At 74.8% G+C, this 24437-nt stretch carries 21 protein-coding genes and 2 pseudogenes; 8 read left to right on the forward strand and 15 right to left on the reverse strand.

Annotated features, from left to right (window positions below):
* Positions 1–4: 4 nt before the first annotated feature.
* The 9 genes from KM933_RS18435 to KM933_RS18475 form a co-directional block, all read right to left on the reverse strand.
* Positions 5–1459, reverse strand: coding sequence for a glycosyltransferase family 4 protein (locus tag KM933_RS18435; RefSeq protein WP_221353516.1), 1455 nt, complete (start codon positions 1457–1459; stop codon positions 5–7).
* The gene (locus KM933_RS18440) at positions 1456–2400 is read right to left on the reverse strand and encodes a sugar phosphate isomerase/epimerase family protein (protein ID WP_308013445.1); all 945 of its coding nucleotides are present in this window, start codon (positions 2398–2400) and stop codon (positions 1456–1458) included. Before KM933_RS18440 ends, KM933_RS18435 begins: the two co-directional genes overlap by 4 nt.
* Complete coding sequence (locus tag KM933_RS18445; protein WP_221353518.1) at positions 2397–3998, reverse strand: YcaO-like family protein; 1602 nt, start codon at positions 3996–3998, stop codon at positions 2397–2399. The genes KM933_RS18440 and KM933_RS18445 overlap by 4 nt, the downstream gene beginning before the upstream one ends.
* Positions 3995–4822 carry an MBL fold metallo-hydrolase gene (locus tag KM933_RS18450; protein WP_221353520.1) on the reverse strand — a complete coding sequence of 276 codons (828 nt, stop codon included), beginning with the start codon at positions 4820–4822 and terminating at the stop codon, positions 3995–3997. Before KM933_RS18450 ends, KM933_RS18445 begins: the two co-directional genes overlap by 4 nt.
* Positions 4819–6042, reverse strand: a complete 1224-nt coding sequence (locus tag KM933_RS18455; protein ID WP_221353522.1) for a Gfo/Idh/MocA family protein — start codon at positions 6040–6042, stop codon at positions 4819–4821. Before KM933_RS18455 ends, KM933_RS18450 begins: the two co-directional genes overlap by 4 nt.
* A complete protein-coding gene (locus KM933_RS40290) occupies positions 6039–7250 on the reverse strand; it encodes a class I SAM-dependent methyltransferase (RefSeq protein WP_221353524.1) in 1212 nt (403 codons plus the stop codon). The genes KM933_RS18455 and KM933_RS40290 overlap by 4 nt, the downstream gene beginning before the upstream one ends.
* On the reverse strand, positions 7247–8233 hold the full coding sequence (locus tag KM933_RS18465; RefSeq protein WP_221353526.1) for a hypothetical protein: 987 nt from the start codon (positions 8231–8233) through the stop codon (positions 7247–7249). The genes KM933_RS40290 and KM933_RS18465 overlap by 4 nt, the downstream gene beginning before the upstream one ends.
* Entirely contained in the window at positions 8230–9558 is a 1329-nt protein-coding gene (locus KM933_RS18470) for an inositol-3-phosphate synthase (RefSeq protein ID WP_221353528.1), read from the reverse strand. Before KM933_RS18470 ends, KM933_RS18465 begins: the two co-directional genes overlap by 4 nt.
* A gap of 414 nt (positions 9559–9972) precedes the next feature.
* Positions 9973–10938, reverse strand: coding sequence for a TauD/TfdA dioxygenase family protein (locus KM933_RS18475; RefSeq protein ID WP_308013449.1), 966 nt, complete (start codon positions 10936–10938; stop codon positions 9973–9975).
* A 595-nt stretch (positions 10939–11533) separates the two neighbouring features.
* Here KM933_RS18475 and KM933_RS18480 point away from each other — a divergent pair.
* Positions 11534–11983 carry a spore-associated protein gene (locus tag KM933_RS18480; RefSeq protein WP_221353532.1) on the forward strand — a complete coding sequence of 150 codons (450 nt, stop codon included), beginning with the start codon at positions 11534–11536 and terminating at the stop codon, positions 11981–11983.
* 117 nt (positions 11984–12100) lie between these two features.
* Here the strand turns inward: KM933_RS18480 and KM933_RS18485 are convergent, their stop codons facing one another.
* Positions 12101–12997, reverse strand: coding sequence for a LysR family transcriptional regulator (locus tag KM933_RS18485; RefSeq protein ID WP_221353534.1), 897 nt, complete (start codon positions 12995–12997; stop codon positions 12101–12103).
* A 182-nt stretch (positions 12998–13179) separates the two neighbouring features.
* Between KM933_RS18485 and KM933_RS18490 the strand changes: the two are divergent.
* Positions 13180–13536 (forward strand): annotated as a pseudogene (locus tag KM933_RS18490) (nuclear transport factor 2 family protein); the annotation flags it as partial.
* A 19-nt stretch (positions 13537–13555) separates the two neighbouring features.
* On the opposite strand, the gene KM933_RS18495 reads toward KM933_RS18490, so the two are convergent.
* Positions 13556–14188: a hypothetical protein gene (locus tag KM933_RS18495; RefSeq protein ID WP_221353536.1), complete on the reverse strand. Its 633-nt coding sequence runs from the start codon at positions 14186–14188 to the stop codon at positions 13556–13558.
* Positions 14189–14472: 284 nt separating this feature from the next.
* Positions 14473–16404, reverse strand: coding sequence for a DUF2264 domain-containing protein (locus KM933_RS18500; RefSeq protein ID WP_221353538.1), 1932 nt, complete (start codon positions 16402–16404; stop codon positions 14473–14475).
* Positions 16405–16740: 336 nt separating this feature from the next.
* On the opposite strand from KM933_RS18500, the gene KM933_RS18505 reads away from it, so the two are divergent.
* Entirely contained in the window at positions 16741–17142 is a 402-nt protein-coding gene (locus tag KM933_RS18505) for an STAS domain-containing protein (protein ID WP_308013446.1), read from the forward strand.
* Between the two features lie 19 nt (positions 17143–17161).
* Here KM933_RS18505 and KM933_RS18510 read toward each other — a convergent pair.
* Positions 17162–17551 (reverse strand): annotated as a pseudogene (locus KM933_RS18510) (oxygenase MpaB family protein); the annotation flags it as partial.
* A 491-nt stretch (positions 17552–18042) separates the two neighbouring features.
* On the opposite strand from KM933_RS18510, the gene KM933_RS18520 reads away from it, so the two are divergent.
* Positions 18043–18423 (forward strand): hypothetical protein, encoded by a 381-nt coding sequence (locus tag KM933_RS18520; RefSeq protein WP_221353540.1) that lies wholly within the window; start codon positions 18043–18045, stop codon positions 18421–18423.
* Between the two features lie 97 nt (positions 18424–18520).
* On the opposite strand, the gene KM933_RS18525 is transcribed toward KM933_RS18520, so the two are convergent.
* Both KM933_RS18525 and KM933_RS18530 read right to left on the reverse strand, forming a co-directional pair.
* Positions 18521–18955 (reverse strand): VOC family protein, encoded by a 435-nt coding sequence (locus tag KM933_RS18525; RefSeq protein ID WP_221353542.1) that lies wholly within the window; start codon positions 18953–18955, stop codon positions 18521–18523.
* Between the two features lie 39 nt (positions 18956–18994).
* Complete coding sequence (locus tag KM933_RS18530; RefSeq protein ID WP_221353544.1) at positions 18995–19975, reverse strand: NAD(P)-dependent alcohol dehydrogenase; 981 nt, start codon at positions 19973–19975, stop codon at positions 18995–18997.
* Between the two features lie 105 nt (positions 19976–20080).
* On the opposite strand from KM933_RS18530, the gene KM933_RS18535 reads away from it, so the two are divergent.
* The 4 genes from KM933_RS18535 to KM933_RS18550 all read left to right on the forward strand — a co-directional run bounded on the left by KM933_RS18535 (position 20081) and on the right by KM933_RS18550 (position 24404).
* Positions 20081–20761, forward strand: a complete 681-nt coding sequence (locus tag KM933_RS18535; protein WP_221353546.1) for a TetR/AcrR family transcriptional regulator — start codon at positions 20081–20083, stop codon at positions 20759–20761.
* A 225-nt stretch (positions 20762–20986) separates the two neighbouring features.
* Complete coding sequence (locus KM933_RS18540) at positions 20987–21232, forward strand: DUF5133 domain-containing protein (RefSeq protein WP_221353548.1); 246 nt, start codon at positions 20987–20989, stop codon at positions 21230–21232.
* Positions 21233–21624: 392 nt separating this feature from the next.
* Positions 21625–21897, forward strand: coding sequence for a hypothetical protein (locus tag KM933_RS18545; RefSeq protein ID WP_221353550.1), 273 nt, complete (start codon positions 21625–21627; stop codon positions 21895–21897).
* Between the two features lie 1217 nt (positions 21898–23114).
* Complete coding sequence (locus KM933_RS18550; protein ID WP_221353552.1) at positions 23115–24404, forward strand: sensor histidine kinase; 1290 nt, start codon at positions 23115–23117, stop codon at positions 24402–24404.
* The last annotated feature ends 33 nt before the right edge of the window (positions 24405–24437 follow it).

The raw sequence follows: 24437 nt of genomic DNA on the forward strand, positions 1-24437 counted from the left end.
GCCGTCACAGCAGGTGGGGTTCGTAGCGGAACCGGCAGGACAGGTCCACGGCGGGTTCCGCGGTCCGGCCGTTCCCGGTGGGCTCCGTGGTCCGGCTGGTCCCGGTGGGGTCCGCCGTCCGGTCGTTCCCGGTGGGCTCCGTGGCCGGGCCGCCGCCGACGGCGGACTTCGCGGCCCGGTCTCCGTCGGGGAGCCTCACGGCCGGGCCGGCGCCGCCGGGGTGCCCGGCCCCGCCGGACGCGCCCTCCCCGGACGCCGTTTCCGCCCGCCGCGTCGGCCACGCCGCGCACACCTCCTCGTACACGGCACCGATGCGCGCGGCGGCCACCGGCCACGACCACTCGGACACCACCTGCCGCAGGGCCGTCCGCGCGAGGCGGCCGCGCAGCGGTGCGTCGTCGAGCAGCCGGGCCACGGCCTCCGCCAGCGCGCCGGGATCGCGCGTCGGCACCAGCAGCCCGTTGACACCGTCCCGTACGCAGTCCACCACCCCGACCGTGTCGGTCGACACCACCGGCAGTCCGCTCGCCATCGCCTCCAGGATGGTGTTGGAGAAACCCTCGGCCCAGGTGGGGCTCACGAAGACGTCGCCCCTGCGGTAGACGGCGGGGGCGTCGTGGTAGCCGGTGGGCCCCAGCACCTCCACGGCGCCGGCCAGGTCGGACCGCCGCGCCCGGCGGGTCAGGACGTCCAGGTCGGGACCGGTCCCGGAGACCAGCAGCCGCAGCCGCCTGCCCCCGGCCAGGAGCAGCCGCACCGCCTCCAGCAGGTCAAGCACGCCCTTCCGGACGTCGATCCGGCCGTGGTACAGCAGCACCGGCGGGTCCCCGACCGTGCCCGGCGGGCGCCCCGGCGAGGGCCGGAAGCTGTCGGTGTCGGTGGCTCCGGGGACGACGGTGAAGCGTTCGGCAGGCACCCGGTGGCGGGCGGCGACCTCCGCCCGGAAGGACGGCGAGCCGATCAGCAGGGCCGGGGTGTCGTACAGCACCCTGCGGATCGCCGCCCGGTGGGTGCGGCAGCAGGTGCCGACCCAGTGGCCGTCACCGCCCTGGATGGAGACCACGGCCGGGATCCCGAGCCGCTCGGAGGACTCCAGCGCGGCCAGGCCCGGCGGGTAGCCGTACTGCGCGTGCAGCACGTCCAGCGGTTCGTGGGCGTGCAGGCCGGCGATCGTGTCGCACAACGCGGCCACGTCGGCCTCGAAGTCCGCGGGCAGTCCGTCGCCGACGGCCTGCTCGCCCAGCGACTCCAGGGCGACCGCGCGCACACCGGCGGGGACCCGTTCGGGCGGCGGGGGGCCGCCGCCGTAGACGGCGCGGCCCTGCCGGTCGCCGCGGTACTGCGACACCAGGACGACCTCGTGGCCCGCCGCGGTCAGGGACCGCAGCAGGTTCTCCGCGTAGGCACTCATGCCCGACACGGCCGGCCAGTAGCGGCGCGAGACGAAACAGATCCTCATCGCACGCGCTCCGGTGCGGGGACGCCGGACCCACCCGCGCCGGAGGTCCCGCCGACTCCGCCGACTCCGCCGACCCCGGCGGCTCCGGTGAGTTCGGCGTGTCGCACCGCCTCCAGCGCCGCGGGCACCAGCGTGTCGGCGCGGTGCGCGTCGCGCGACAGCTCCAGGCTCACCAGACCGCCGTACCGTACGGCGCGCAGCGCGCCCAGGACGGCCGGCAGGTCCATGTCGCCCTCGCCCGGGGCGCGGTGCTCGTGCCGGCCGCGCGGCATGTCCTCCACGGCGACCGCACCGAGGTCCCCGGCGTGCCGCACCACCGCCCGACCCGGTGACAGCCCGCCGGTCACCAGACAGTGCCCGGTGTCCAGCGCCAGCCGCAGGCCGGGGACGAGGGTCGCGAGGCGGGACCAGCCCGCGCAGTCCTCGACGAGCATGCCCGGCTCCGGTTCGAAGGCCGCCACCACGCCCCGCCCGGCGGCGTACGCCACGACGGCGCGCACCCCCTCGACCAGGTGCCCCCAGGCCGTTCCGCCGGGAGAGGTGTCGGTGCCCGGGGCCGGCACACCCGCCCAGAACGAGACCGCCTCGCTGCCCAGGTCGGCGGCGATGTCCACACACAGGCGCAGGAACGCCAGGCGCCGGGCCCGCCCGGCCGGATCGGCGGTGACCAGCGTCGGCTCGTGCTTGCGCCGCGGGTCCAGCAGGAAACGCGCCCCGGTCTCCACGGTGCTGCCCAGCCCCAGCCGGTCCAGCCGGCGGGCCAGCGCCGCGGTGCGGGACACCAGCCGCGGGGCGAACGGGTCGTGGTGGGCCACGTCCACGGTGAGCGCGACCCCGGCGTACCCGGTGTCGGCCAGCAGCGCCAGCGCGTCGTCCAGGCGGTGCGAGGTCATGCCGTTGGTGTTGTAGGCGTAGCGCAGCCCGCCGGCGGGGGCGCTCACCGGACCGCCCCCGCCGCCGTACGGGCCACCGCGTGGCGGTCGGGTTCGCGGTAGAGGGGGTACAGCCCGCCCACCGTCCTGCGGGCCGCGTCGACGTCGAACCAGGCCGGGCCGCCCAGCCGTTCGCGGGCCCCGGCGGTGAGGTGCACCGGCCGTGCCCCGGGGTGCGGGAGGAGGCCCACCCCGGCCAGCGGGTGGCCGCGTTCGACCAGGCGCCGTACGCCGCGTTCCCCGATCCGCGCGTACGACATCGTCTCCACCTCCATGCCGGGCACGAGCACCTTGACCGCGTGCACGCCGCAGCCGCCCGTCGCGACCACCAGCACGTCGAAGTCCGCCAGCCGCAGCAGCAGGTCCTCCAGGAGGGCGGCGGGCTCGTCCAGCGAGCCGGCCGGCACGGTCGGCAGCGACGAGAAGGCCACGCCGGAACGCCGGGACAGCACGGTGGGCTCCAGCAGCTCCCGCAGGCGTACGGCGTCCATGGCGGCCCACGCCGTCATCTCCCGCAGCGCCCGGGGCTCCTGGGGCGCCAGCGGGGACGACATCTCGCGCTCCAGGTAACCGGGCGGGGCGATCCGGGCGACCAGCGGCAGCGGGCCGTGCGAGAAGACCTTGCGGGCGCGGGAGGAGACGTACTCCGAGAGCGCCTTGCGCAGCGCGGTCTCCCGGTCCGGGTGGGCCGCCTCGCCGCACGCGGTGAGCGTCAGCGGTGTCGCGAGGTCCTCCGTGCCGCGGCCGTGCGCGGCGTCCGTGCCCACCACGTGGACGTCGGCCAGGCCGAAGCGGGTGGAGGCGAGTTTGGGCAGCACCTCGACGCCTGCGTCCCGCAGCCGGTCGAGCACGCGCAGGGTGACCGGATCGGTCACCGCGTCCAGGTCGATGACGACACCCTCGTCCATCGCGCGGTGCCCGGTGGCGTTGCCGTCGCGCTGGAGGATCTCCAGGAGCGCGTGGGACACCGCGCGCTCCGGGGTGTCACCGGCCCCCAGCCCGTTGGTGATCGGCGTGATCAGCCGGCCGCCGGGAGGAGGGGCGCCGGGCAGGTCCGAGCCGCAGGCGGCGGCGAACTCGGCGGGCACCAGCACCTCCTCACCGGTACGCAGCCGGTGCGCGGGCACCCAGTCCAGCGGGCGGCCGGGGCCGTAGTCCGCGCCGGCGGGCAGGACGAGTTCCACCGGATCGGCGACCCGGTCCCGGCCGCGTTCGCGCACCAGTTCGGCGTACGAGGCGCGGCGGCGTCCGGTGCGGGCCAGGTGCCGGGCCAGCAGCACCGTCTCGGTGAGTTCGCCGTAGGCGCCGACGCGGGCCTGGGCGGTGTCCGCCCCGTACCCGTAGGCCCCCTTGCGGACGCCGGCCGCGTCCAGGTGGTCGGCCGCGACGACCGGCAGGCCGGTGCGGTCCGCGGCGCCGATGTCGAAGTCCCGCTGCTCGCCGGGGGCGAGCGCGTCGCGGTAGGCCCGCACCACCGGGTGTTCGGCGGCGGGGTTCCCGGCGGACCGCGCGGCGGGACCCCCTGCGGACCGCGTGACGGAGGCCGTCACGGAGTCCGTCACGGAGTCCGTGGTGGAGTTCGCGGTGGGCTTCACAGCGGGGTTCATCGTCCGGGTCCCATCGGTAGGGCGGCCGTACTGGGACGGCCGGTCAACTGCTGGTCGAACAGGCGCAGTACGTCCGCGGTGGTCACGGGGGCGGCGAACTCGAAGGGGGTGGCCACCGCCCCGAAGTCCAGCCCGGCGATCACCGACCGGTAGTGGCGCACCTCGCCGTGGGAGAGCGGGACCCGGGCGTGGTAGGCCTTGTGGCACGACAGGGCGCGGGGCACGGTGCCGTCCAGGTCGACCTTGAGCGTGTCGCCGCAGAAGAGGATCCCCCGGCGCGCGTCGTGCAGCACGCAGTGGCCCGGGAAGTGGCCGGCGGTGCGGTGGACGGTCAGGCCCGGCGCCAGTTCCAGGCTCTCGTCCACCGGCCAGGTGACCCGGAACGCCTTCGTCCAGGTGAGGTCCTGCACACCGATGGCCACCACCGGCGGGTCGAAGTGCTGCTGCAGCTGCCACAGGGCCCCGTACCCGTGGACGTGGCTGGCGCCGAGCCGGGTGACGCCGCCGAGCCGCTCGATCTCGGCCAGCGCCTCCCGGGGGTAGTAGGGAGCCGCCTCCCAGGCGACGTTGCCGCCCTCGGCCTCGATCAGCCAGCCCGTCGACCCCAGGCCGAAGGACGGGACGGTACGGAATCCGGTGACGCCCGGGACGGGCCGGTCCCAGTCGGCGGCCAGCAGGTCCCCGACGGCCTTCTCCTCACGGAAGTCCCAGCCTTCCGCGGGCAGCGCGTTGCGCACGTCGCAGCAGACCGGGCAGGCGGGCGGGGACCCGAACCACCGTTGCCAGTGTCCGCAGTCGGCGCAGGCGTACATCGTCAGGGTCATCGTCGGCCTTCCTCCAGGACGGGCCGGACCGGGTCGGGCGCCGGTACCTGTACGGGGTCGCGCGGGGCGGTGGCACCGGCGCGGGACAGCGCCTCCAGCAGCAGCCGGTGCAGCGCGAGGTCGCGTCGCAGCGGCCAGGGCCAGGCGCGCTCCACCGGGGTCCCGGCGCGTACCGCGGCCACGGCGGCGGAGAACTCCCGCACCTGGGCGGCGAAGGGGGAGGTACCGGTGTCGAAGGGCACGGGCACGGGCGCGCGGTCCGCGGTGCGCGCGCCGGTGAGCCACAGCGTGCCCCCGGCGTCCTGGCCGAGGGTGTCGACGGCGGTCAGCTGTCCGCCGGTGCCCACCACCTCCAGGCGGCGGCGCGGCAGCGCGTCGGGGGTGTTGTACGCCAGGTGCAGGGTGGTGAGGACACCGCCGCCGGTCCGGCCGGCCAGCACGGCGCCGTCGTCGACCGGGTAGGGGTGCACCCGGTGCTGCACCAGCGCCGTCAGGTCCGCCACGTCGTCCCCGCCGAGCAGGACGCCCACCAGGTCGAGCCCGTGCGGCGCCAGGTCGAGCGCGGCCCCGCCGCCCGCCCGCGCCGGATCGGCCCGCCAGTTGTCGTACGGGCGGCCGTCCGGCGACCAGGTGGGCGGCAGCCAGCAGCCGTAGGTGATCCGCACCGCGGTGACGGTGCCCAGCGCCCCGGCGGCCACCGCGTCGCGCACGGCCCGGTGGGCCGGGTGGAAGCGCTGGTCGTAGGCGGTCGCCGCGAGCGTGCCGGACCGTCCGCAGGCCGTGACCAGCCGCTCGGCCTCGGCGAGGTCGGCGGCCAGCGGCTTCTCGCACAGCACCGCGGCCCCCGACGCGGCGGCCGTCTCGACCGCGGCGCGGTGGGCGTGGTTGGGCGTCGCGACGTACACCGCGTCGGGCCGGTACGCGGACAGCAGGTCCACGAGGCCGGCCGCGGACCGGGCCTCGGGCACACGGGCGGCCAGCAGGGAGGCGGCCGCGGGGTCGAGGTCGGTCACGGCGACGAGGCGGGGCACCACACCGCCCGCGCTGCCTGCCGCCGCCTCCAGCAGGCCGGGCAGGAAGTGGTCCCGGGCCACCCAGCCGCAGCCGGTGACCGCCCACCGGCACTCGGCCGGGACGGCGGCCTGCCCGCCCGTGTCCGCCCCGCCCGTGTCCGCCTCATCCGTGCTCGCCCCGTCCGGGTTCACTCCGTCCGTGTTCACCAGCGCTCCGGCAGGTCGAGGAGCACCCGGCGGCGGGCGAGAGCGGTCACCTCGGGCGTCAGCCGTCCGGCCCGCGCGTCGGCGAGCAGGCCGGGGGAGAGGTCGGCGCGTTCGGGCAGGTAGGCGGCGGCGCCGGGGCCGTACTCGTCCCGCCAGCGCGCCCCGGGCCAGTGCAGCACCCCGTCGTGGTAGAGCGGGTTGGGCCGCAGGGGCCGCCCCGGTACGGGCCGGTCGGGGGAGAGGGGACCGTACCCGGCGGGCGGGGGCGGGGCGCCGACCAGGGCGAGGGCCTCGCAACCGGCCAGCTCCGCGGGCGGGCGCGGAGGAGGCACCGTCTCCTCCAGCAGGGCACGGGTCAGGTCCGCGTCGTCGTAGCACAGGGCGTGCGGCAGCAGCGCGCGCCAGCCGGCCGGATCCAGCGGCAGACCGGAGACCGGCCCCGGGACGAGGGAGTTGTGGCAGTGGCCCAGCACGACACCGCCGCCGTCGGCGTACGCCAGAGCACGGCGGACCACCTCCCGTTTGCGGGGCAGGAAGTACAGCGCGTCGTGGCAGGCCACATAGGCCGGGCGGTCCGGGGGAAGCAGCGGCCAGGGCGCGGTGACGTCGGCGCACACCAGCCGCGCCGAAGGGACGACGTAGTGCCGGGCCAGCCACAGTTTGGCGAAGACCACGTCGACGCCGGTCAGGTCCCGGTGCCCGCGCAGCTCCAGTTCCCGCAGCAGGTGGCCGGCGCCGCAGGCCAGTTCCAGCACCGGCAGGGTGCCCGGGGAGTGGCGGGCGGTCAGGGCGAGCACGGCCAGCCAGGTCGGATCGCTCCAGCGGTGCAGGAAGTAGTCACCGACCCGGCCCATGCCCAGCAGCGTCACCGCCTCGCGCAGGGTGGCGGCGCGCAGCGCGGCACGCAGCGTGCCGGGGGAGGGGACCGGACCGTCCCACCAGTCGTCGGCGTCGCTGAGCAGGACGAGCGCGGCGCCGTCCGTGTCGCCCGCCCCGATGCTGCGCACCGCCCGCTCGCGCAGCTCCTCGCGGCCGGTGCGCAGCCAGGGGATGCCGGCCACGACGGGCCAGCGCCGCTCCCCGTCGGACAGGAGTCCGGGGCCGTCGGCCCGCAGCGGGGCCCCGTTGCCGGGGCTGACGAGGTCCGGCACGACCGGCGTCGGCGCGGGCGCGCGCCCGGCTGCCGCGCGCCCCGCCGTGGCCTTCACCCCGCCTCCGCCGCGCCCAGGACGGCCTGGTGGAACCCGGACACCGCGCAGGGGTGCACCAGGTCCAGATCGTCCAGCGCCTGTTCGGCGGTGAAGGCGGCGGCCCGTGCGTGGTGCCGGACCTGCAGCACGCGGTCGAGGACGTCGGCGGCGTGGAAGGCCCGTGCGGCCGGCGCCCCCGCCTCCTCCCGCAGGGCGAGCAGGGGCCGCAGACGCGCGGTGAGGGTACCGGGCAGCACGGCCAGCCGCTCCTCGGTCAGCCGTGCGACGACGGCGGGCAGGTGCCCGCCCAGCAGCTCCTCCCCGCTGAAGCCGGCGTCGGGCAGGACGGCGTTGTGCAGGTGGTGCGCCAGACCGAGCAGGAAGGCATCCCCGGGATCCGCGCCGAACGCCTCGGCCAGCAGCACCCCGTGGACCGCCACCGCCCAGCAGTGGTCGCCGTGGCTCTCGGGCGGCTCCACCATCAGGCGCGGACGCCCGGGACGGGTGGCGCCGGCCCGGGGCTGGGCGCACAGCGCCTCGGCGAACTCCGGGACGGGGCCGCCGTACGGCTCCCGCCCCTCGGAGAAGTCCCGCGCCCCGTACGGCTCCTCCACCAGGTCCGGCAGCGTCCCGCGCACCAGCGCGGACGTCAGCGGGCCGACGCGGTCCGCGTGCTGCGCGACGGACCGCTCCAGCACGGCCACCGCCTCGTCCGCCGTCAGCCCGCACCTGCGCAGGACCGGGCCGTCGACCCCGGCCAGACGTGCCCCGGCCACGGCGGCCGCGCACGCGCGCGCGGCGACGTCGGCGGGCTCCTCACCGCGCACCAACTGTGCCCACGCCCGGCGGAAGGCGCGCTCGGCGACCGAGGCGCCGCTGCCGGCGGTACGGACCCGCTTGAGGTCCCCGATCTCGCGCAGCAGCGGAAGGACCGCGCGCAGGGCGGCGCGCGGCACCTCCACGACGTCCTGCCCCGCCGGGCGGGAAGCGGTCTGCGTCACGACCGTGCGCTCCGCACGGCGTACCCGCGGGCCGGTTCGTGCAACCCGTCCAACCCGTCCTGCCTGTCCTGCCTGTCCTGCCCGTCCTGCCCGTCCTGCCCGTCCTGCCCGTCGAGCCAGTCCAGCAGGATCCGCTCCTGACGGTGCAGGGCGTGCTCCGGTACGTTCCCGTCCGCGGTCATCGGGGCCTTGAAGAAGTACCCGAACTGCTCCTGCACCCCGCGCTCGCCGCGGCGGCGCGCCTCGGCCAGCAGCCGGACCAGTTCCAGCACCAGCGGAGCCGCCAGGACGGAGTCCCGGCACAGGAAGTCGATCTTCATCTGCATCCGGCGCCCGAGGAAGCCCACCAGGTCGACGTTGTCCCATGCCTCCTTCTCGTCGCCGCGCGGCCGGTAGTACTCGATGCGGACCTTGTGGTCCTCCACCGGGTAACCGAGCACCGCGTCCAGCACCGACTCCTTCGTGGCCGTCTTGCTGGCCAGCGAGTCGGGGTCCTCCAGGGCCTGTCCGTCGCGGTTGCCCAGCAGGTTGGTGGAGTACCAGCCCTCCACCCGCAGGGCCCGCGAGCGCAGCGCGGGGGCGAGTACCGTCTTGACCATGGTCTGCCCGGTCTTGCCGTCCTTGCCCGCGACGGGTACGCCCGCCCGCTCGGCCAGGAGGGTCAGGGCCGGCACACCGGCCCCGGCGCTCGGGGTGAAGTTCACGTACGCCATGCCCTCCCGCAGGGCCGCGTAGGCGTAGAGCATGGAGGGGGTGACCGCCTCGTCACCGGCGTCGAGCGCCGCCTCGAACGCCTCGGCCGAGGCGAGGGCGGGCGACGCCGGGTCGGGCAGCCGCTCGGTGGAGGCGAGGTTGACCACGACCACCTCGTCCAGGCCCTGCCGGTCGCGGAAGCCGCGCAGATCCTCCCGGATGCGCTCCGTCCGCTCCCGCAGGCCGTCCACGGCCACGACGTTGGCGCCGGTGACCGCACGGCAGTAATCGGAGTCCGCCACGGCCGGCCACGGCCGCAGCCGCTGCAACTGGGGGGCCACGGCCTCGATCTGGGCCGGCTCCAGGACCCGGTGCAGATGGGCCGCCTTGGCCAGGTCGTCCGCCGACACGTCCCAGCCGCCGAAGACCAGGTCCTCGTAGGGCACCAGGTCCGTGCGCGCCGCCAGCGGGAGCCCGTCCCGGCCGCAGACACCGAGCCTGAGCAGTTCCACCCCGGCCACGGCGGTGGTGGCCACCGCGCCGCCCAGCCCCACGACGGCGGCGCCCAGCCGGCCGGCCGGGACACCCGCCCTCCCGCGCCGGGGAGCCCGTCCCTCGATCGGTCCGCTCATTGCTCTCTCCGTTCGACTCGCCCGCCGGGACACGGCCGCGCCCCGGTGTGGAGACGGGGAGACGGCCGGCGGTCCTCCGCGGTCCGCGGAAGCTGTCGTCCACGCGGCGGTACGAGCTGCCGCGGCGACGCCACCCAGACTCCGCGCAACCGGCGGAGAGCGCATGCGCGCAAAAGCATCCGGATTCCGGGTTTCGTTCCCGCCGGTGCGGCCCCGCCCCGCGAAAGCGCGGGGCGAGCCCTCTTCCCGTGACACCCGCGGCACCGGAAGGGCAGGGCCGAACGAGTGAAATGCGGGGCATGGGACGGCCCGCCGGAACCTGGGTCCGGGCGGGCCGTCGGAGAGGTCGGAGAAGTCGGAGAGGTCAGAAAGGTCGGACGGACAGGAGAGACCGGACAGAGCGGCGGGCGGGGATCAGAAGGGGCGGTCCCCCGCGATCGCCACCCGCTCGGCCACCCGCCGGTGCGGTGCGTAGTCGTTCACCGCGTAGTGCTGGGTCGCTCGGTTGTCCCAGAACGCGACGTCCCCCCGCTGCCAGCGGAAACGCACCTGGAACTCGGGGACATGGGCCTGCTGGAACAGCAGCCGCAGCAGCCGGTCGCTCTCCGCGCGCTCCATGCCGGTGATCCGGGTGGTGAACGAGGTGTTGACGAAGAGCATGCGCCGCCCGGTCTCCGGGTGCCGGCGCACCACGGGGTGTTCGACCGGAGGGAACTGCTCCTGGTACGGGGCCAGCCGCTCGGCCGGGTAGAAGCGGGCGAAGCCCGGCAGGAAGTCGTGGACCGCGCGGGCGCCCTCGACGAGGTCCTTGACGTCCTGCGGCAGGTTGTCGTAGGCCGCGGCCATGTCCGCCCACATGGTGTCGCCGCCGAAGGGCGGCACCTCGCGCAGCTGCAGCACCGCGCCCATCGCGGGCCGCTCCCGGAAGGTGACGTCCGTGTGCCAGACGTTCTCGAACGTCGGCGCGCCCCCCGCCGCCTTGTCGAAGCGCACCACCTCGGCGGCGTCACCGGTCGCGAGCAGCGGATTGGTCTCCAGCTCGCCCCAGTTGCGGGCGAAGTCGCGCTGGGCGCCGGAGGTGAGGTGCTGGCCGCGGAAGAAGAGCACCTTCCACTCCAGCAGCGCGCGGTTCAGCTCCTCGCGCAGTGCGTCCGTCAGTGGCCGGGACAGGTCCACCCCCCGCACCTCGGCGCCGATCGTTCTCGCCTGGGGCACCAACTCCAGGTGCGTGTACGGGCGTTCGGGGACTCCGGAGGGCAGCCGGTCGAGAACGCGGGTGCCCTCGTAGAGGCCGTCGGCGGGTATGCGGTGGTCGCGCAGGACCGGAGGGGCCGACAGGACCGGAGGAGCCGGAGGAGAGGGGAGGACGGTCGGGGTGATGAGGGTCAACGGGAACATCTCCTGGTGATCGGGGCGGCCACGGCCGTCGAACGGGAAGTCGTCCAGAAGCTGGCGAGGGCCGCCCCGCGGGGCGCAGGGGATGGGAGCACCGGGTCAGGGGTGCGGGGCGGACCACGAGCGGGGAGGGCCGGCGCAGGGCGGGTGCGCGGGGCGCCGGACCCGGCGGGGGCGTCGGGTCAGCGACAGGAACAGGAGAGGGCCGGGGGAGACCCGACCCGGCCGCGGCGGCGCAGGAAGCTCACACCGCGGGGAGCGCACACACCGCATGCGACACGGCTCATCGGCCGGGTCTCGCACAGGATCGGGTACGCGGTCATGGACTCACGCTAGCACCAGCTCCCGCGGACGCGGGCCCCCGACGGCGGATCGTTCCGCCGGCGGACGCCGTGCGTGACCGGGGGACCGGGGGACCGGATGCCCCGCGGCCCGCGCCGCGACCCGGGACCGGCGTCGGCCCGGCACCGGCCGGAGCGGACTTCTTCGCCGACGCCGCACAACCGTTCCGCCCTCCTGCGTGTCACATCAGGCAGGAGCAAACGTCTCCAAGGATCGCAAAGGATCACAAGGGGGAAATATGAGGTTCAGCCGTTCCGTCCTGGCCGGTGCCGCGTTCGCGTCCCTGGCCCTGGGCGCCACCACCGCGCTGGCGGCGCCCGCCTCCGCCGCGCCCAACACCACCCCGCAGAAGGTCTGCGGGAGCGCCTACAAGACCGTGAACTCGGCGCCCGTCGGCTCCCTCGGCACCGTCTACCTGACGTACAACGCCGCCAACGGCGAGAACTGCGTCGCGACCATCCGCAGCACACCGGGCACCGCCGTGGACATGTCCACCTGGATCTACGTCCCCGACACCGACGAGTACGCCGAGGACTACGGGCAGTACACCTCGTACGCGGGACCGGCCTACGTGTACGGCAAGGCCCACTGCGTCGACTGGGGCGGCAGCATCAAGAACGTCCACGTGCAGGTGACCGACTCCAACTGTGCCGCCAAGAAGGAGCACAGGAGGACCTTCACCCGCTGACCCGCTGACCCGCTGTCCCGCCGGTGCGGTGGGGCAGTCCGTGGGCCGGGCTCCTCGGCGCGGTCGCCGCCCGTGAACCCCGGGCGGCGGCCGTGCCGCGACGCGTCCCGCCCCGGCTCAGGTGGTGTGCAGCGGGCCGAAGGCTCCGGCCAGCAGGTCGCGCAGGAGCGCCGCGGAAGGATGGGGGTCGCGGCGCGGTGTGATCGCGTAGATGCCGCGGGTCGGGGGATCGACGAGGGGCACGGGGACGACGTCGGTCCGCAGCGTGCCCGTCAGGATCCCGGGGACCAGTGCGACGGCGTGCCCGGTCGCGACCAGGGCCAGCTTGCCCGGCAGATCGGCGGCGGCGAGGTCGATCCGGGCGTCGACCCCGGCGCGGGCGGCGTGCCGGCGCAGGAGCGCCGCCGAGCCGTCGTTGTCCTCGGCCCAGGTCTCCCCGGCCAGCGCCCGTATGTGCACGGGACCGCGTCCGGCCCGCGGATGGCCGGTGGGCAGCACCACGGCCATCGCGTCGAGGCCGAGGAAGCGCCGGTCGACCCGCGGGTCGTGGGGCAGTCCGGGTGGTGTGTCGGTGACGACGGCGATGTCGAGGTCGCCGTCGGCCACGCGGTGGTGCAGGGCCGCGCTGAGACCGGGCAGCAGGCTCCACCGGTGGGACCCTCCCCGTTCCAGCAGGTGCCGGACGGCTTCGGGGACGATCCCGGCGGCCAGGGACGGTGTCGCGCCGATGGCCAGCAGCCGGTCCACGGCCCCGTCCTGGACCTCACGCACCGCGCGGACGGCACGGTCGGCCTCGTCGAGCGTGACCTTGGCGTGGCGCCGGAACACCTCACCGGCGGGCGTCGGACGCACACCGCGCGGATGGCGCTCCACCAAGGTCACGCCGAGTTGCCGTTCGAGGCCGGCGATCTGCCGGGAGACGGCCGACTGCGTGTGATGCAGTTCGGCGGCCGCCGCCGACAGCGACCCGAGCCGACACACCGTCACAAAGGTCCGCCACACCGTCAGTTCCACGAGACCAGTATGACCAGTGGGTATGCGGCCCTCGCAGGGATGCCCCGCAGGATCTGCGCTTGTCGCGGGAACCGCGGTGCGCCACGGTGGCGGACATGACCGCACAGCACACGACGGCACACCACACGAGGGCACAGCACACGACGGCACAGGACATGACCGCCGTCCCCGGCCCGGGACGCACCGCGGTGGGGGACGCCGTTCTCGAGCCGCTCCGCGCCTACGTCCGCGGGCACGCCACCGGCCGCCCCGGCCACTTCCGCGAGGCGTTCCTGCCCACCGCCCATATCGAGGGCGTCCGGGACGGCGCGTTCGTCTCGTGGTCCCTGGACGAGTACTGCGCCCTCTTCCGGGGCCGCCCGGCGCCGGACGAGCCGGCCCGCTCCCGCCGCGTCGACACCGTCGACGTCCACGGCACCGTCGCGAGCGCGGCCATGACGCTCCGGCACGGCGGCGACACCTTCACCGACCTCTTCCTGCTGGTCCGCGTCGACGACAGCTGGCGCATCGCCAACAAGGTCTACCACCGGCACACCTGAGGGTCCGGAGCGGCGCGGTTCAGTTCGCCGGCGTCCCGTCCCGCGGTCCCGGCGCGAGCAGTTCGTGCAGGCTCGCGCCCTGCGCCCAGCGTTCCAGCGCGGGGCCGTCGAGGAGACGGGTCCTCCCCTGGCGCTGTGCCCAGCGGACGTCGCGCGTCCGGAAGGTGCCCCGGTGCACCACCAGGCACAGATCCGGTTCGGCGCCGCTCCGGCGCGTGGGGGAACGCGGGCGGTCCTCGTCGGGCAGGGGTTCCGCCACCGGCCGGAAGGCGACGTCGAGCCGCCGGCCGTCCGCGTCCCGCGCGTACAGCCGCGGCCGGTCCGGCGCCGGCAGCAGCCGGACCCGCCAGCCGTCCCTGAGCAGCATCCGCGCGACGGCCACCGCGAGGCCCTGGACGTCGAGTTCACGCAGCTCGTCCGCGGTGTAGCGACCACGCCGCCGGCGTGCGTCCGGCCGCCGGCGCCGGATCTCCACCGCGACGGCGAAGGCCAGGAGGGCGACACCGGTGACCGGGGCGGCGATCCCGACGGCACGGTATCCCGCGGCGAGACCGGCGGCCGTGGCGCACACGACCACCGCCGCACCGGCGAAGCCGGGCAGGACGTCACGGAACCTGGGCCCGTACAGCCCCTGGGCCCGCAACCGGCGCACGGTGTGCCGTCTGCTCGACCGGGCGGACCGGGCGGACCCGGTCGACCGGGTCGACCGGGACGGTCGCGAAGCGTCTGGGGGGTCGGACGACCACGGCACATGTGTCACAGTGACAGCCCTCCGCCGACCCCGCTGTTCCCGTCCTCGCGGGACAAATACCCGGCGTGCGGTTCCCCGCCCCGGACGCCGGAGCGAATCCAGTCGCACGCCCCGGCGCACGGAAGCGTCGCACGGCGCACGGTCGGTGGAGCCATCGTCCTCCGCCGCACGGACCGTGTCCCGGCTCAGCCGTCCGACGGGACCCGGCCCGTCCCGTGCGTCACCCGGACCGGGTCGAAGGAAACCCGTGTGCACGCACCGTCCTCCGCCCAGGCCACCTCGACACCGGTGCCGTCGGCGGCCACGCGCGTGACCGCCTCCGCGAGGGGAGCGGGACCACCGGGGCCGCAGGCACCGCTGAGGACGGCCAGGCACACGTGCAGGGAAGTGGTGCCGTTCGCCGTGCCGCCGAGACGGGGCATCAGCGCCCACGGCACATAGGCGGTGCCCTGCGGGGCACGGACCGTCTCCGGTCCGGGATCCCAGCCGTGCAGGCCGTGCAGCGCCGAGACCAGCGGCTCCCGGGGGCCGGTGGCCCACCCGGTGTGGGTGAGGCGCGTTCCCGGCGGCGCCCCCAGCACGCGGTGCACCCGCAGTTCGTACGCCCCCCGCACCATCGTCACGCTCTCCACCCGCAGTCCCGGGACCATCGGAGGGCCGCCGGCGAAGACGGGCCGGTGCCACGACGCCGCCCAGCCCCACCCGTCGCCGTGCCCCGCGCCGAGCGGACGGATGCGGCGCCGCACACTGCGCCGGCCGTCCACCTCCACCGAGAGGTGGTTGTCCGCGGTGTTCCCGGGCGCGGTGGGTCCCGTCCGGGTCGAGTAGGCCTGCCGGCCGTAGTGCGGGTCGTCCCCGGCGGCCGACTCCCCCTCGTGCGGCCGTACATGGTCGCTGCCGTGGTTGTGCAGCCGTACGATCCCGTCGTCGCGCGTCGCCTGTAGGAGCAGTCCGGGCGCGGTCAGGGCCAGCACCCGGTCGGCCTCCTCCACCGGTGCGGGCTCCTCGGTCGCGGTCCACAGCGGGTGGCCGGCGGGCGCGAGGAGCGCGACGAACGCCTTCGACGCCCAGTAGGGCGAGGCCGGGCCCGAGTACGACTGCAGGGTGGCCTCGTGCGGGCCGTACCAGCCAGGACTCAGCAGGCCGTCCCCGGTCAGCGCCCCGCGCTCCAGGAAGTGGCGCAGGTTCCCGCCGGCCAGCCGGCGCGAGGCGCCCGGCGTCAGCGGCGTGTACCCGGTCAGCGCGCCCAGCCCCACCGCCGCGGAGGCGGCGAAGCGGTACACGAGCGACCGGCCGAAGTGCAGCGGCGCCCCGTCCGCGCCGAACATCAGCCCGAAGCCGTCGAGGTACTCGCGCAGCCGGCCGCCGTACCGGGCCAGGAGGGCCGTGTCCGCGCCGAGAAGGGCGTCGAGCACCGGATACAGGTGCAGCGCCCAGCCGTTGTAGTGGTCGAAGGCGCGGCCGTCCCCGTCGGCGTACCAGCCCTCGCCCCGGTACCAGCCCTCCATCAGCTCCAGCGCCCGCTGCCGCGCCGCGGCCGTCCCGGCGTCGCCGCGTCCGACCGACTCCAGGAACCCGGCGACCGCGTACGGGAAGAGGTACCAGTTGTTGGGCGCGGGCACGTGCCGCAGGGACCCGCGCAGCCACTCCTCGACCCGGTCCTGGACGCCGGGGTCCAGGCGCTCCCAGAGCCAGGGCGCGGTCAGGCGCAGACCGAGCGCGACCGACGCCGACTCGACCATGGGCTGGCCCTGGACGTCGTGGTCGAGGATCAGCGGCCAGGACTCGGCGTCGTCGCGGCCCGGGGAGCGGGTGCCCGCGGCCAGGCCCCGCGCGTACCGCTCCAGCCAGCCGTGCGGGTCGTCGCCGCCGGCGCCCGCGACCCGGAAGCCGGCCGCGAGGAACGTCCGGGCGAAGCCCTCCAGACCGTCGGAGCGCACCCCCGAACGCGAAGGCCGTCCCGGCAGGTCGAGCAGGGCACAGCCGGGCGTGCCCCACTGCCACGCGGCGGCCAGGAGCCCGTCCGCGACGGCCTCCCAGTGGACCCGGGTGAAACCGGTGCACGGGCTCGACACCCGGTCCTCGGGAGGGAGTTCGAAGGGGATGCGGATGCTCATGCCAGGAACGCCGACCTTTCGCGTCGTACGGGGCGGAGGAAGCCGGCGCCGGACACCCGGCGCGTTCCCGCGGAACGGGCTGTTCGGGACACGGGAATGGTCGACGCCCGCGGCCGAACGGTCAACGGGGCGTTCGGGCGATCCGGTCCACCCCGACGACCGGCACGTCCCGCCCCACGCGCACGCGTCGGGACGTACGACCACGGATGACCCGGCGAACAGAGTTGCGGGGGTGGCGTACCGCGGAGTACGGGAGGGTCGCGTCGGGTGGGAGACCGCCCCTTCCGCGCCGCGACTCGGGTGCGGCGGGCAGGCGTGTTGCAGCATACTGAGCGGGTGGATCCCCAGACCCCGGCCTCCGCCTACGGCAGTCGTGCTCCGCTGCCGCGGGCCGCGTCCTTCGCCGTCCTGGGGGAGCAGTACGCCCGCAACGGCGCCTGGGTGGTGACGGTCCGCGGCGATCTCGACATCGATTCGCTGGCCAGGCAGCGCACCCGGCTGGAGTCGACGGCGGCCGCCGTCCCCGTCCTGGTCCTGGACCTGGCCGCGGTGACCTTCGCCGACTCCACCTTCCTCAACCTGCTGCTGATGCTGTGCCGCGCCACGGACCTGCGACTGGCCGCCGCCCCCGGCCAGGTGGTGCGGCTGCTGGAACTGGTCGGCGCCGACGCGGTACTGCGCGTGTACCCGACCGTGCCGGACGCGCTCCCCACGTCCGCACCCGCCTCCGACACCTGACCGCTGACCGCTGACCGCGTCAGGAGACCGTGGCCGCCGGCGGGGTCCACCGGCGGGTGCGCGGCACCGCGCCGGAGCAGCCGTAGTCCTTCTTGAGCTGCTCGGGGATGGCGTAGTGCATGACGCGTCCGCGGGTCAGGGAGGACAGTTCGAGGACGGTGGTGAGGTGGCCGAGGCGGTCCAGGGCTCACGCGCCGAACGGGGAGCCGTCCTCGACGGACTCCAGGACGCCGAGGAGGTGGGGCACGGCCTTGACCGCCGTGTCCCACCGGGTGCGGGGGACCTGGAGCCAGTCGGCGCAGGTGTCGCCGACGAGGTGACGGACGAGGGCGCCGACGACCGGGTCGAGGAGGGTGCCGGGCACCACCTCCTCTTACAGGTCGATCAGCTGGCGGGTCAGGTGCACGCCCCGAGGGCCGATCCCACCGTGCTCACCGCCAGATCGGCCAGCCCGGCCGCGAGCAGCAGCCCCCGGCCGTCCACGCCCGTGTGTCGTCCCGCTTCCTGCGACATGCGCTCCCCCACCTGCTGCCGGTCCGGGCGGCACCGGTCACGCGCCGCCTTTCCGAGCATTGCGGATACCGCACGCGAAAACGGAAGAATTCACGATCGGGTGAGCGAATCGCTCGACCGTGCGTATTTCCGCGGTGCGGCAGACCGAAATCGGTCGGCAATGTTCTGGCGAAGGCCCTTGAAGCGGATATTTCGGAACGACCGTCCCGGGGTGCCGGTCCGCGATTTTCCAGGGATGACCACAGACTTTCGCGTGCGGTCGTCCGGCGCGTCCAATTCACCCCTGTTCAGGGGGTGCAGGGGCGTCCGAAGGGCGGAAACTCGATGCTTGACCTTTCAATATCCACGCTGTTAGCGTGCGGGAGATCTTTCAGAATGGGAGTTTCCATGCGTCTGAAGTCAATCGCCCTCGCGGCAATACCCGCAGCCTTCCTCGGTGTCATGGCCGCCGCCCCCAGCGCGTCGGCCTGGTCCCCTGGAAACTGCGCGGACGGCACGTTCTGCGTCTGGCCCGAGTATTGGTACGGCGACACCGATATGCCCCCGTCGCTGGTGACCGACGGTGAATGGTCCGGCAGCGCCCGCGGTCACATCTACTACAACAACACGTCCCGGGACATGACGATGACGTACACCCTCGTGCGGGACGGGGGCCAGGGGCCCACGTACACGGGATGTGTCAGCAGGCACCACGGCAGCTACTTCACCACGCCGGTGTCCGTCACGGACGTGTCCTGGCGCGAGGACGACGGCAGCCCCTGCTGGTGACCGCCCCGGGCGGCCGGTCCCCGCACCGAGGGGGAGTCCACCCCGTCGCCCGGACCCCGCATCGCGCGACGGCCCGCCGGTACCGCCGACGGGCCGCTCAGTCGAGACAGAACTCGTTGCCCTCGATGTCCTGCATCACGATGCACGACTCGTCGTAGCCGTCGGCGAGCAGCACGCGCACCCGTGTCGCGCCGAGCGCCACCAGCCGCGCGCACTCGGCTTCGAGGGCGGCGAGGCGCTCCTGGCCGACGAGCCCGGTGCCGACCCGTACGTCGAGATGCAGCCGGTTCTTGGCGGCCTTGCCCTCGGGGACGCGTTGGAAGAACAGCCGCGGGCCCACCCCTGAGGGATCGACGCAGGCGAACGCCGAACCCTGCTGCTCGGCCGGCAGGGAGCGGTCGAAATCGTCCCGGCCGGCGAACCCCTCCGGCGGCGGCGGTACGACGTACCCCAGCACCTCGCACCAGAAGCGGGCGACGCGCTCGGGCTCCGCGCAGTCGAAGGTGACCTGGAACCGCCTGACCGGTGACATCGGCGCACCCTGGCAAACGGGGTCTTCGTCGGTGGGGCGTCAGCCCCGGTCGACCCTGACCACGTACTTGCCCCTCACCCCGCCCGCCTCCAGCGCCCGGTGCGCCTCCGCCGTCTCCTCCAGGGGGAAGACCCTGTCCACCGACGGGCGCAGATTCCCCTCCGTCACCTCGCGGGCGAGGTCGTCGAAGAGCGCTCGCCGGGGGTTGCCGCTGAAGAAGCGGACCCGGCCGCGGCCGTGCACCGCGCTGGCGGCGATGTACCCCAGTGAGGCGGCGGGCCGTGTCAGGTCGAAGGCGATGGCGACCATGCGCCCGCCCGGACCGAGCAGACGCCGGAAGGCACGCAGGCCGGTGCCCGCCGTGTCCAGGACCACGTCGAACGGGCCCGGCCGGCCCAGCTCCGCCGGCGGAACGGTCCGGTGGTCGACGGCGTGGTGGGCGCCGAGCGCACGCACGAAGTCCAGGTTGGCGGCGCGGGCCAGGCCCGTGACCTCGGCGCCGTACGCCCGCCCGAGCTGGACGGCGGCGCTGCCGACGCCGCCCGCCGCGCCCCGTACGAGCAGCCGTTCGCCGGGACGCAGTGCCGCCCTGTCACGGAGTGCGGTGACGGCCGTGGTGGCCACCGGCAGTGCGGCGGCGGCCACCAGGTCCAGTGCGTCCGGGACCCGGCCGAGCCGCTCGGCCGGCACGGTGACGTACTCGGCGGCGCTGCCGAAACCGGCGGAGCGGCCCAGGACGCCCCACACCCGGTCGCCGACCGCGACGCCCGTCGCACCGGCGCCGAGCGCGGCGACCTCCCCGGTGAAGTCCAGCCCGACGCGCTGCGGGAACCTCCGGCCGGTGACGATCCGGACGCGGCCGGAACGGGCCGCCAGTTCACCACCGTTGACACTGAACGCACGCACGCGCACGAGTACCTCACCGGGTGCCGGCCGGGGGCGCGGCACCCGGCCCACGTAGAGCACCTCGGGACCGCCGAAGCGGTCGAACAGCACGGCTTTCATCGTGCGGTCCTCCATCGTTCTCACCTTCACCTGTCAGCGGCCTCACGGGGGATCAGGGCGCCGAGCGTAGGCTGCCGGACGGGCGGGACCGCCCCTCGGAAGCGGAGGTGAGAGACAGCGGTGGGGGAATCCTCTCGGATCGCGGGTCCCGGCGGGTTGCGGGCGGATGCCCGGCGCAACCGGGCGCGCATCCTCGTCGCCGCCCGCGCGGTCTTCGCCGAGCACGGGATCGACGCGCCCGTGGCGGCCGTGGCACGCCGGGCCGGGGTCGGCGTGGCGACGCTGTACCGGCGGTTCCCGACCCGGGACGACCTGGTACGGGCCGCGTTCGCGCAGCAGACGGAGATCTGCGGCCGGGCGCTCACCGAGGCGCTGGCCGACCCCGACCCGTGGCGGGGCTTCCAGCGGTTCGTCGAGACGGTCTGCGAACTCCAGCGGGAGGAACGGGGGTTCCCGGCAGCCTTCGTCGCGGCCTTCCCGAGCGGCAGGACGGAACACGCGCGGGTGCGGGAACAGGCCGAGCGGGACCTCGCGACCCTGGTCCGCAGGGCGCAGGCGGCGGGTGCGCTGCGACCCGACTTCCACCCCTCCGACCTCTCCGTGGCCCTGCTGTCCCACTGCGGTCTGGTCACCGCGCTGCCGGGTGACCGCGCGGCGTCCCGGCGTCTGGTGGCGTACCTGCTCCAGTCGTTCCGCGCCGGACCGGCGCGCGGGGCGCTGCCACCGCCGAGCGACCTGTCGCTGAGCAGTTTTCCGCTCGCGTCCGGGGAGCCTCCGGGGCAGCGGACCTCCAGGGGCTGACGCGAAGCGGCGTCCGTCCCCGCCGGACCGGCTCGACCGGCTCGGGCTTCACTCCTGTGGCGGATGTTCGGCCGGTGCAGGTATAGACCCTTGAGTGCGGGGCACTAGGGGTGTACCCGACGCCCCTCGGTGTCGCGCAGTGTCAAAGATGCCACTGATGAAAGTATGGATTCTCGCCGTGGCGGTCGCCCATGTGCGAGCTGTGCTGTGTGGAGAGGAAACACCATGATGGTGCCGGCGGAGAAGGAATTGCGTACAGTACTGGCCCAGTTCGCCGAGGCGCGGATCGAGCACGACGTGCGCCCCACGGGCCGCACCAGCCGCGCCCTGGAGGACTCCACCTACACGCTGTGCGTCATGACCGCCTCGCGGACCGTCGAAGAGGCCCTGCGCAGGGCCGACCTGGTGCTGGAGCAGTACCGCACCAACCGGCAGGGCCTCGCCCAGGAGGACGAGACGCTGGCCGCGTAGCGGGCGAGGACACCGGGAACGGCCGGCCGCCGACCGGAGCGGCCGGAGCCCGTCTGCCGGGCCTGTCGGAGAACAGGGATCGCTTCCCTGTTCTCCGACAGGCCCGGCACACGCATGCCCGGGCGCCGTCCGGCGCTGAAACGGAATTAATTGTTCCAGTGCTGTGCGGACGCTGTCCGCGCGTCGGGCCGTCCAGCCTTTCGCCGGTTCCCCGTTCTCCCGTTCTCCGTCCCATGAACAGAGGTCGAATGAGGGAAGTGCCGAAAGGCGGATCGGAAGAAACGCGGAGCGCTTCGCCGTCGCGGACAAGGTGACCTGCGTCGAGAGCGACCTCTTTCGACGGGCTGCGCGACGCGCCCGCCTTCGATGTCGTCTACTGGCACTCCAACAACATGTGGGCGCCGCCGGAACTCGCCGTCAACGTGCACGAGGCGGCCTGTGCCGACCCCGGGTACGAGGCGCACCGGAGGTACTTCCGCGAGGCCCGGCACCACACGGCCCCCGGCGGCAGGGTGCTGATCGCGCTGAGCAGCCGGGCCGGCCACGCCGAACTGGCGCGGCCGGCGGCGGCCGAGGCCCAGGCCCTGACACCGGTCGCCGCCACCACGGTGCGGGAACCGGAGGGTCCGGTGGTCTACGAGCTGCTGGAACTCGTTCCCCTGTGATCTGCCTCCGGTGTGATCCGTCTCCGGCGCGATCCGCCTCCGGTGTGATCCGCTCCGGCACCGCGCCGGACCCCGTCATGGGATCCCCGCCGCGCAGCCGCCCGTCGCCCACCACGGCCGCCCCAGAAGAGGCCACCCCTGATCTTCGACAAGCTGCTGGCTCTGCCCAGTGACGCCGAGCCCTGGATCGTCGACCACCGGCCGATCATCGTCGCCGCCGAGGACGAGCGGATCGCGCCGGGCGACATCGCGGACGCCGCCGCCCGCACCGCCACCGCCCCGCACTCCCGTGGGATCATTCCGGGGGAGCGGTGCGTCGTCTGGCTGGAGTCCCCGACCGGCCTCGTCGTCGCCTACGCGGCCGTCACCGCGCTCGACGCCGTGCCCGTCCTCCTCAGCCCCACCCTCCCGGGCTCACCGCCGAGTCCCTGCTCACCGCCGCGCTGGTCGGGGTGTGGTTCCTGCTGATCGTCTCCTACGGGAACGCCTCCGGCAGGCAGGGTGACTCGGAGGTGTCCCCGCCGCACCATGGCCGTCCTGCTGCCGTCCGGGGCCTTCAAGGTCTTCCTGTCGCTGCTCTTCGCCACCGGCGTCACGCTGCTGGTGCAGCTGTCCGTCGTGCGGGGTGCCCGGCCGGGGAGCCGCGGCCGGGGGCAGGGTGCCCCGCTCGACGACCGCCACGCTCTCGGCGTGGTCCGAGAACACCCGCGCGGCCAGCAGCCCGGCGAGACCCCCGCCCAGCACCACGGCCTTCCCCAGCAGCGTCCGGGTCCCCGTGACGGGCTCGTCGGTACTGGGCCGCGCGAACACACGGGCGGCGGACTCGAACACGGGGACCTCCGGAGCAGTTGCCTGCGCCGTCCGGCCGCCGCCGGTGCTCCGCCGCAGCCCGGCCCGCCAGGTTTCAGCGTGCCGCGGAGCGGCGCAAGGAGCCTCCGCTGTGCGGGGACGGGACGGGGACATGCCGTAAGCCCTCGGTGTACACCTTGCGAAAACCTTCGGATCAAGTCCAATTCGCGCGCACAAAAACGGCTCCACGTCCCGCGGCACCCGGTTCGCGGCACCCGGCGAGCCCGACCAGCCTGAATACACCGGTGGTTAGGGGTCCGGAACCGGTGCCGGCGCAGGGGTGCGGGGTGCGACAGTGGTTGACTGCGACCCGGCGGGTGCCGGGGTGCGCTCATGTGATGCCGGTACGGGAAAGAGGCGGGAGCAAGATGGACGTGCGGGCCGGTTTGATGGCCGCGGTGAGGGGTCTGGGCCTGGCGATGTTGTCGATGGTGTGCTCGCTGGTGCTGTTCTGCCTGACGGTGGTCTCGCTCGTACTGCTCCCGCTGGGGCTGGGCGTCCTCACCACACCGTGGGTGACCCACGTGGCCCGCGCCAACGCCGACTTACGGCGCCTGCTGGCCCGCCAGTGGTGCGGGGTCGACATCGAGGTGCCCTACCGGCCGCTGCCGCCGGTGGAGGGCGGACTCGTCGGGCAGGTGCAGCGCTGCCGGTGGCTGCTGAGGGACCCGGCGACGTGGCGGGACCTGACCTGGATGATCGTCGACCCGGTCGCGGGGTTCACGCTCGGCATCCTCGCACTGGGGCTCGTGGGGTACGGGGCACTCGGGTTCGTCCTGGCGGCCGGACTGTGGTGGCCGCTGCGCGACGTGGGTTACTGGTACGGGTTCGTCCCGGTGGACGACCAGCTCAGCGCGCTGGCCGCGGCGGGCCTCGGAGCCGTGCTGATCGCGCTGGGAGTGCGCTACGACCCCGCCCTCCTGCGGGTGCACGGCCTGCTCACCCGGGCGTTCCTCGCGCCCACCCACGAACGGCGGCTGCAGATGCGGATCGAGCGGCTGCAGGAGTCCAGGGCGGACGCGGTGGACGTGTCCGCCGCCGAACTGCGCCGCATCGAGCGCGACCTGCACGACGGGGCGCAGGCCCGGCTGGTGGCGGTGGGGATGAGCCTCGGCACCATCGAGCACCTGCTGCGCACGAACCCGGAGAAGGCCGCGCAACTGGTGGCCGAGACCCGCAGGTCGTCAGTGGAGGCGCTGGAGGAACTGCGCCAGCTGGTGCGGGGCATCCACCCGCCGGTGCTGGCCGAGCGCGGCCTGGGGGACGCGGTGCGGGCGCTCGCCCTGCGCAGCCCGGTGCGGTGCGAGGTGGACATCGGTCCGATCGGGCGGATGGCCGCACCGGTGGAGGCGGCCGCGTACTTCTCGGTGTCCGAGATGCTGACCAACGTGGCCAAGCACGCCCGGGCGAGCCGGGCGTGGATCGACATGCGCCACCAGGACGGGATGCTGCGGATCACGGTGATCGACGACGGCAGGGGCGGCGCGGACCCGGCGGGGGGCAGCGGCCTGACGGGCATCGAGCGCCGGCTCGGGGCCTTCGACGGCAGCCTCTCCGTGACCAGCCCGCCCGGCGGGCCCACCACCGCCGTCATCGAGCTGCCCAGCGGGGTTCCCGCCCCGCCCGCCCGCCCGTCCTCGGTGCAGCAGCCGTCCTGACCGCGGTCTCCGCACCGGTCCGCGCCGGTGCGA

The sequence above is a fragment of the Streptomyces beigongshangae genome, assembly GCF_019710745.1.
Lineage (GTDB): Bacteria > Actinomycetota > Actinomycetes > Streptomycetales > Streptomycetaceae > Streptomyces > Streptomyces beigongshangae.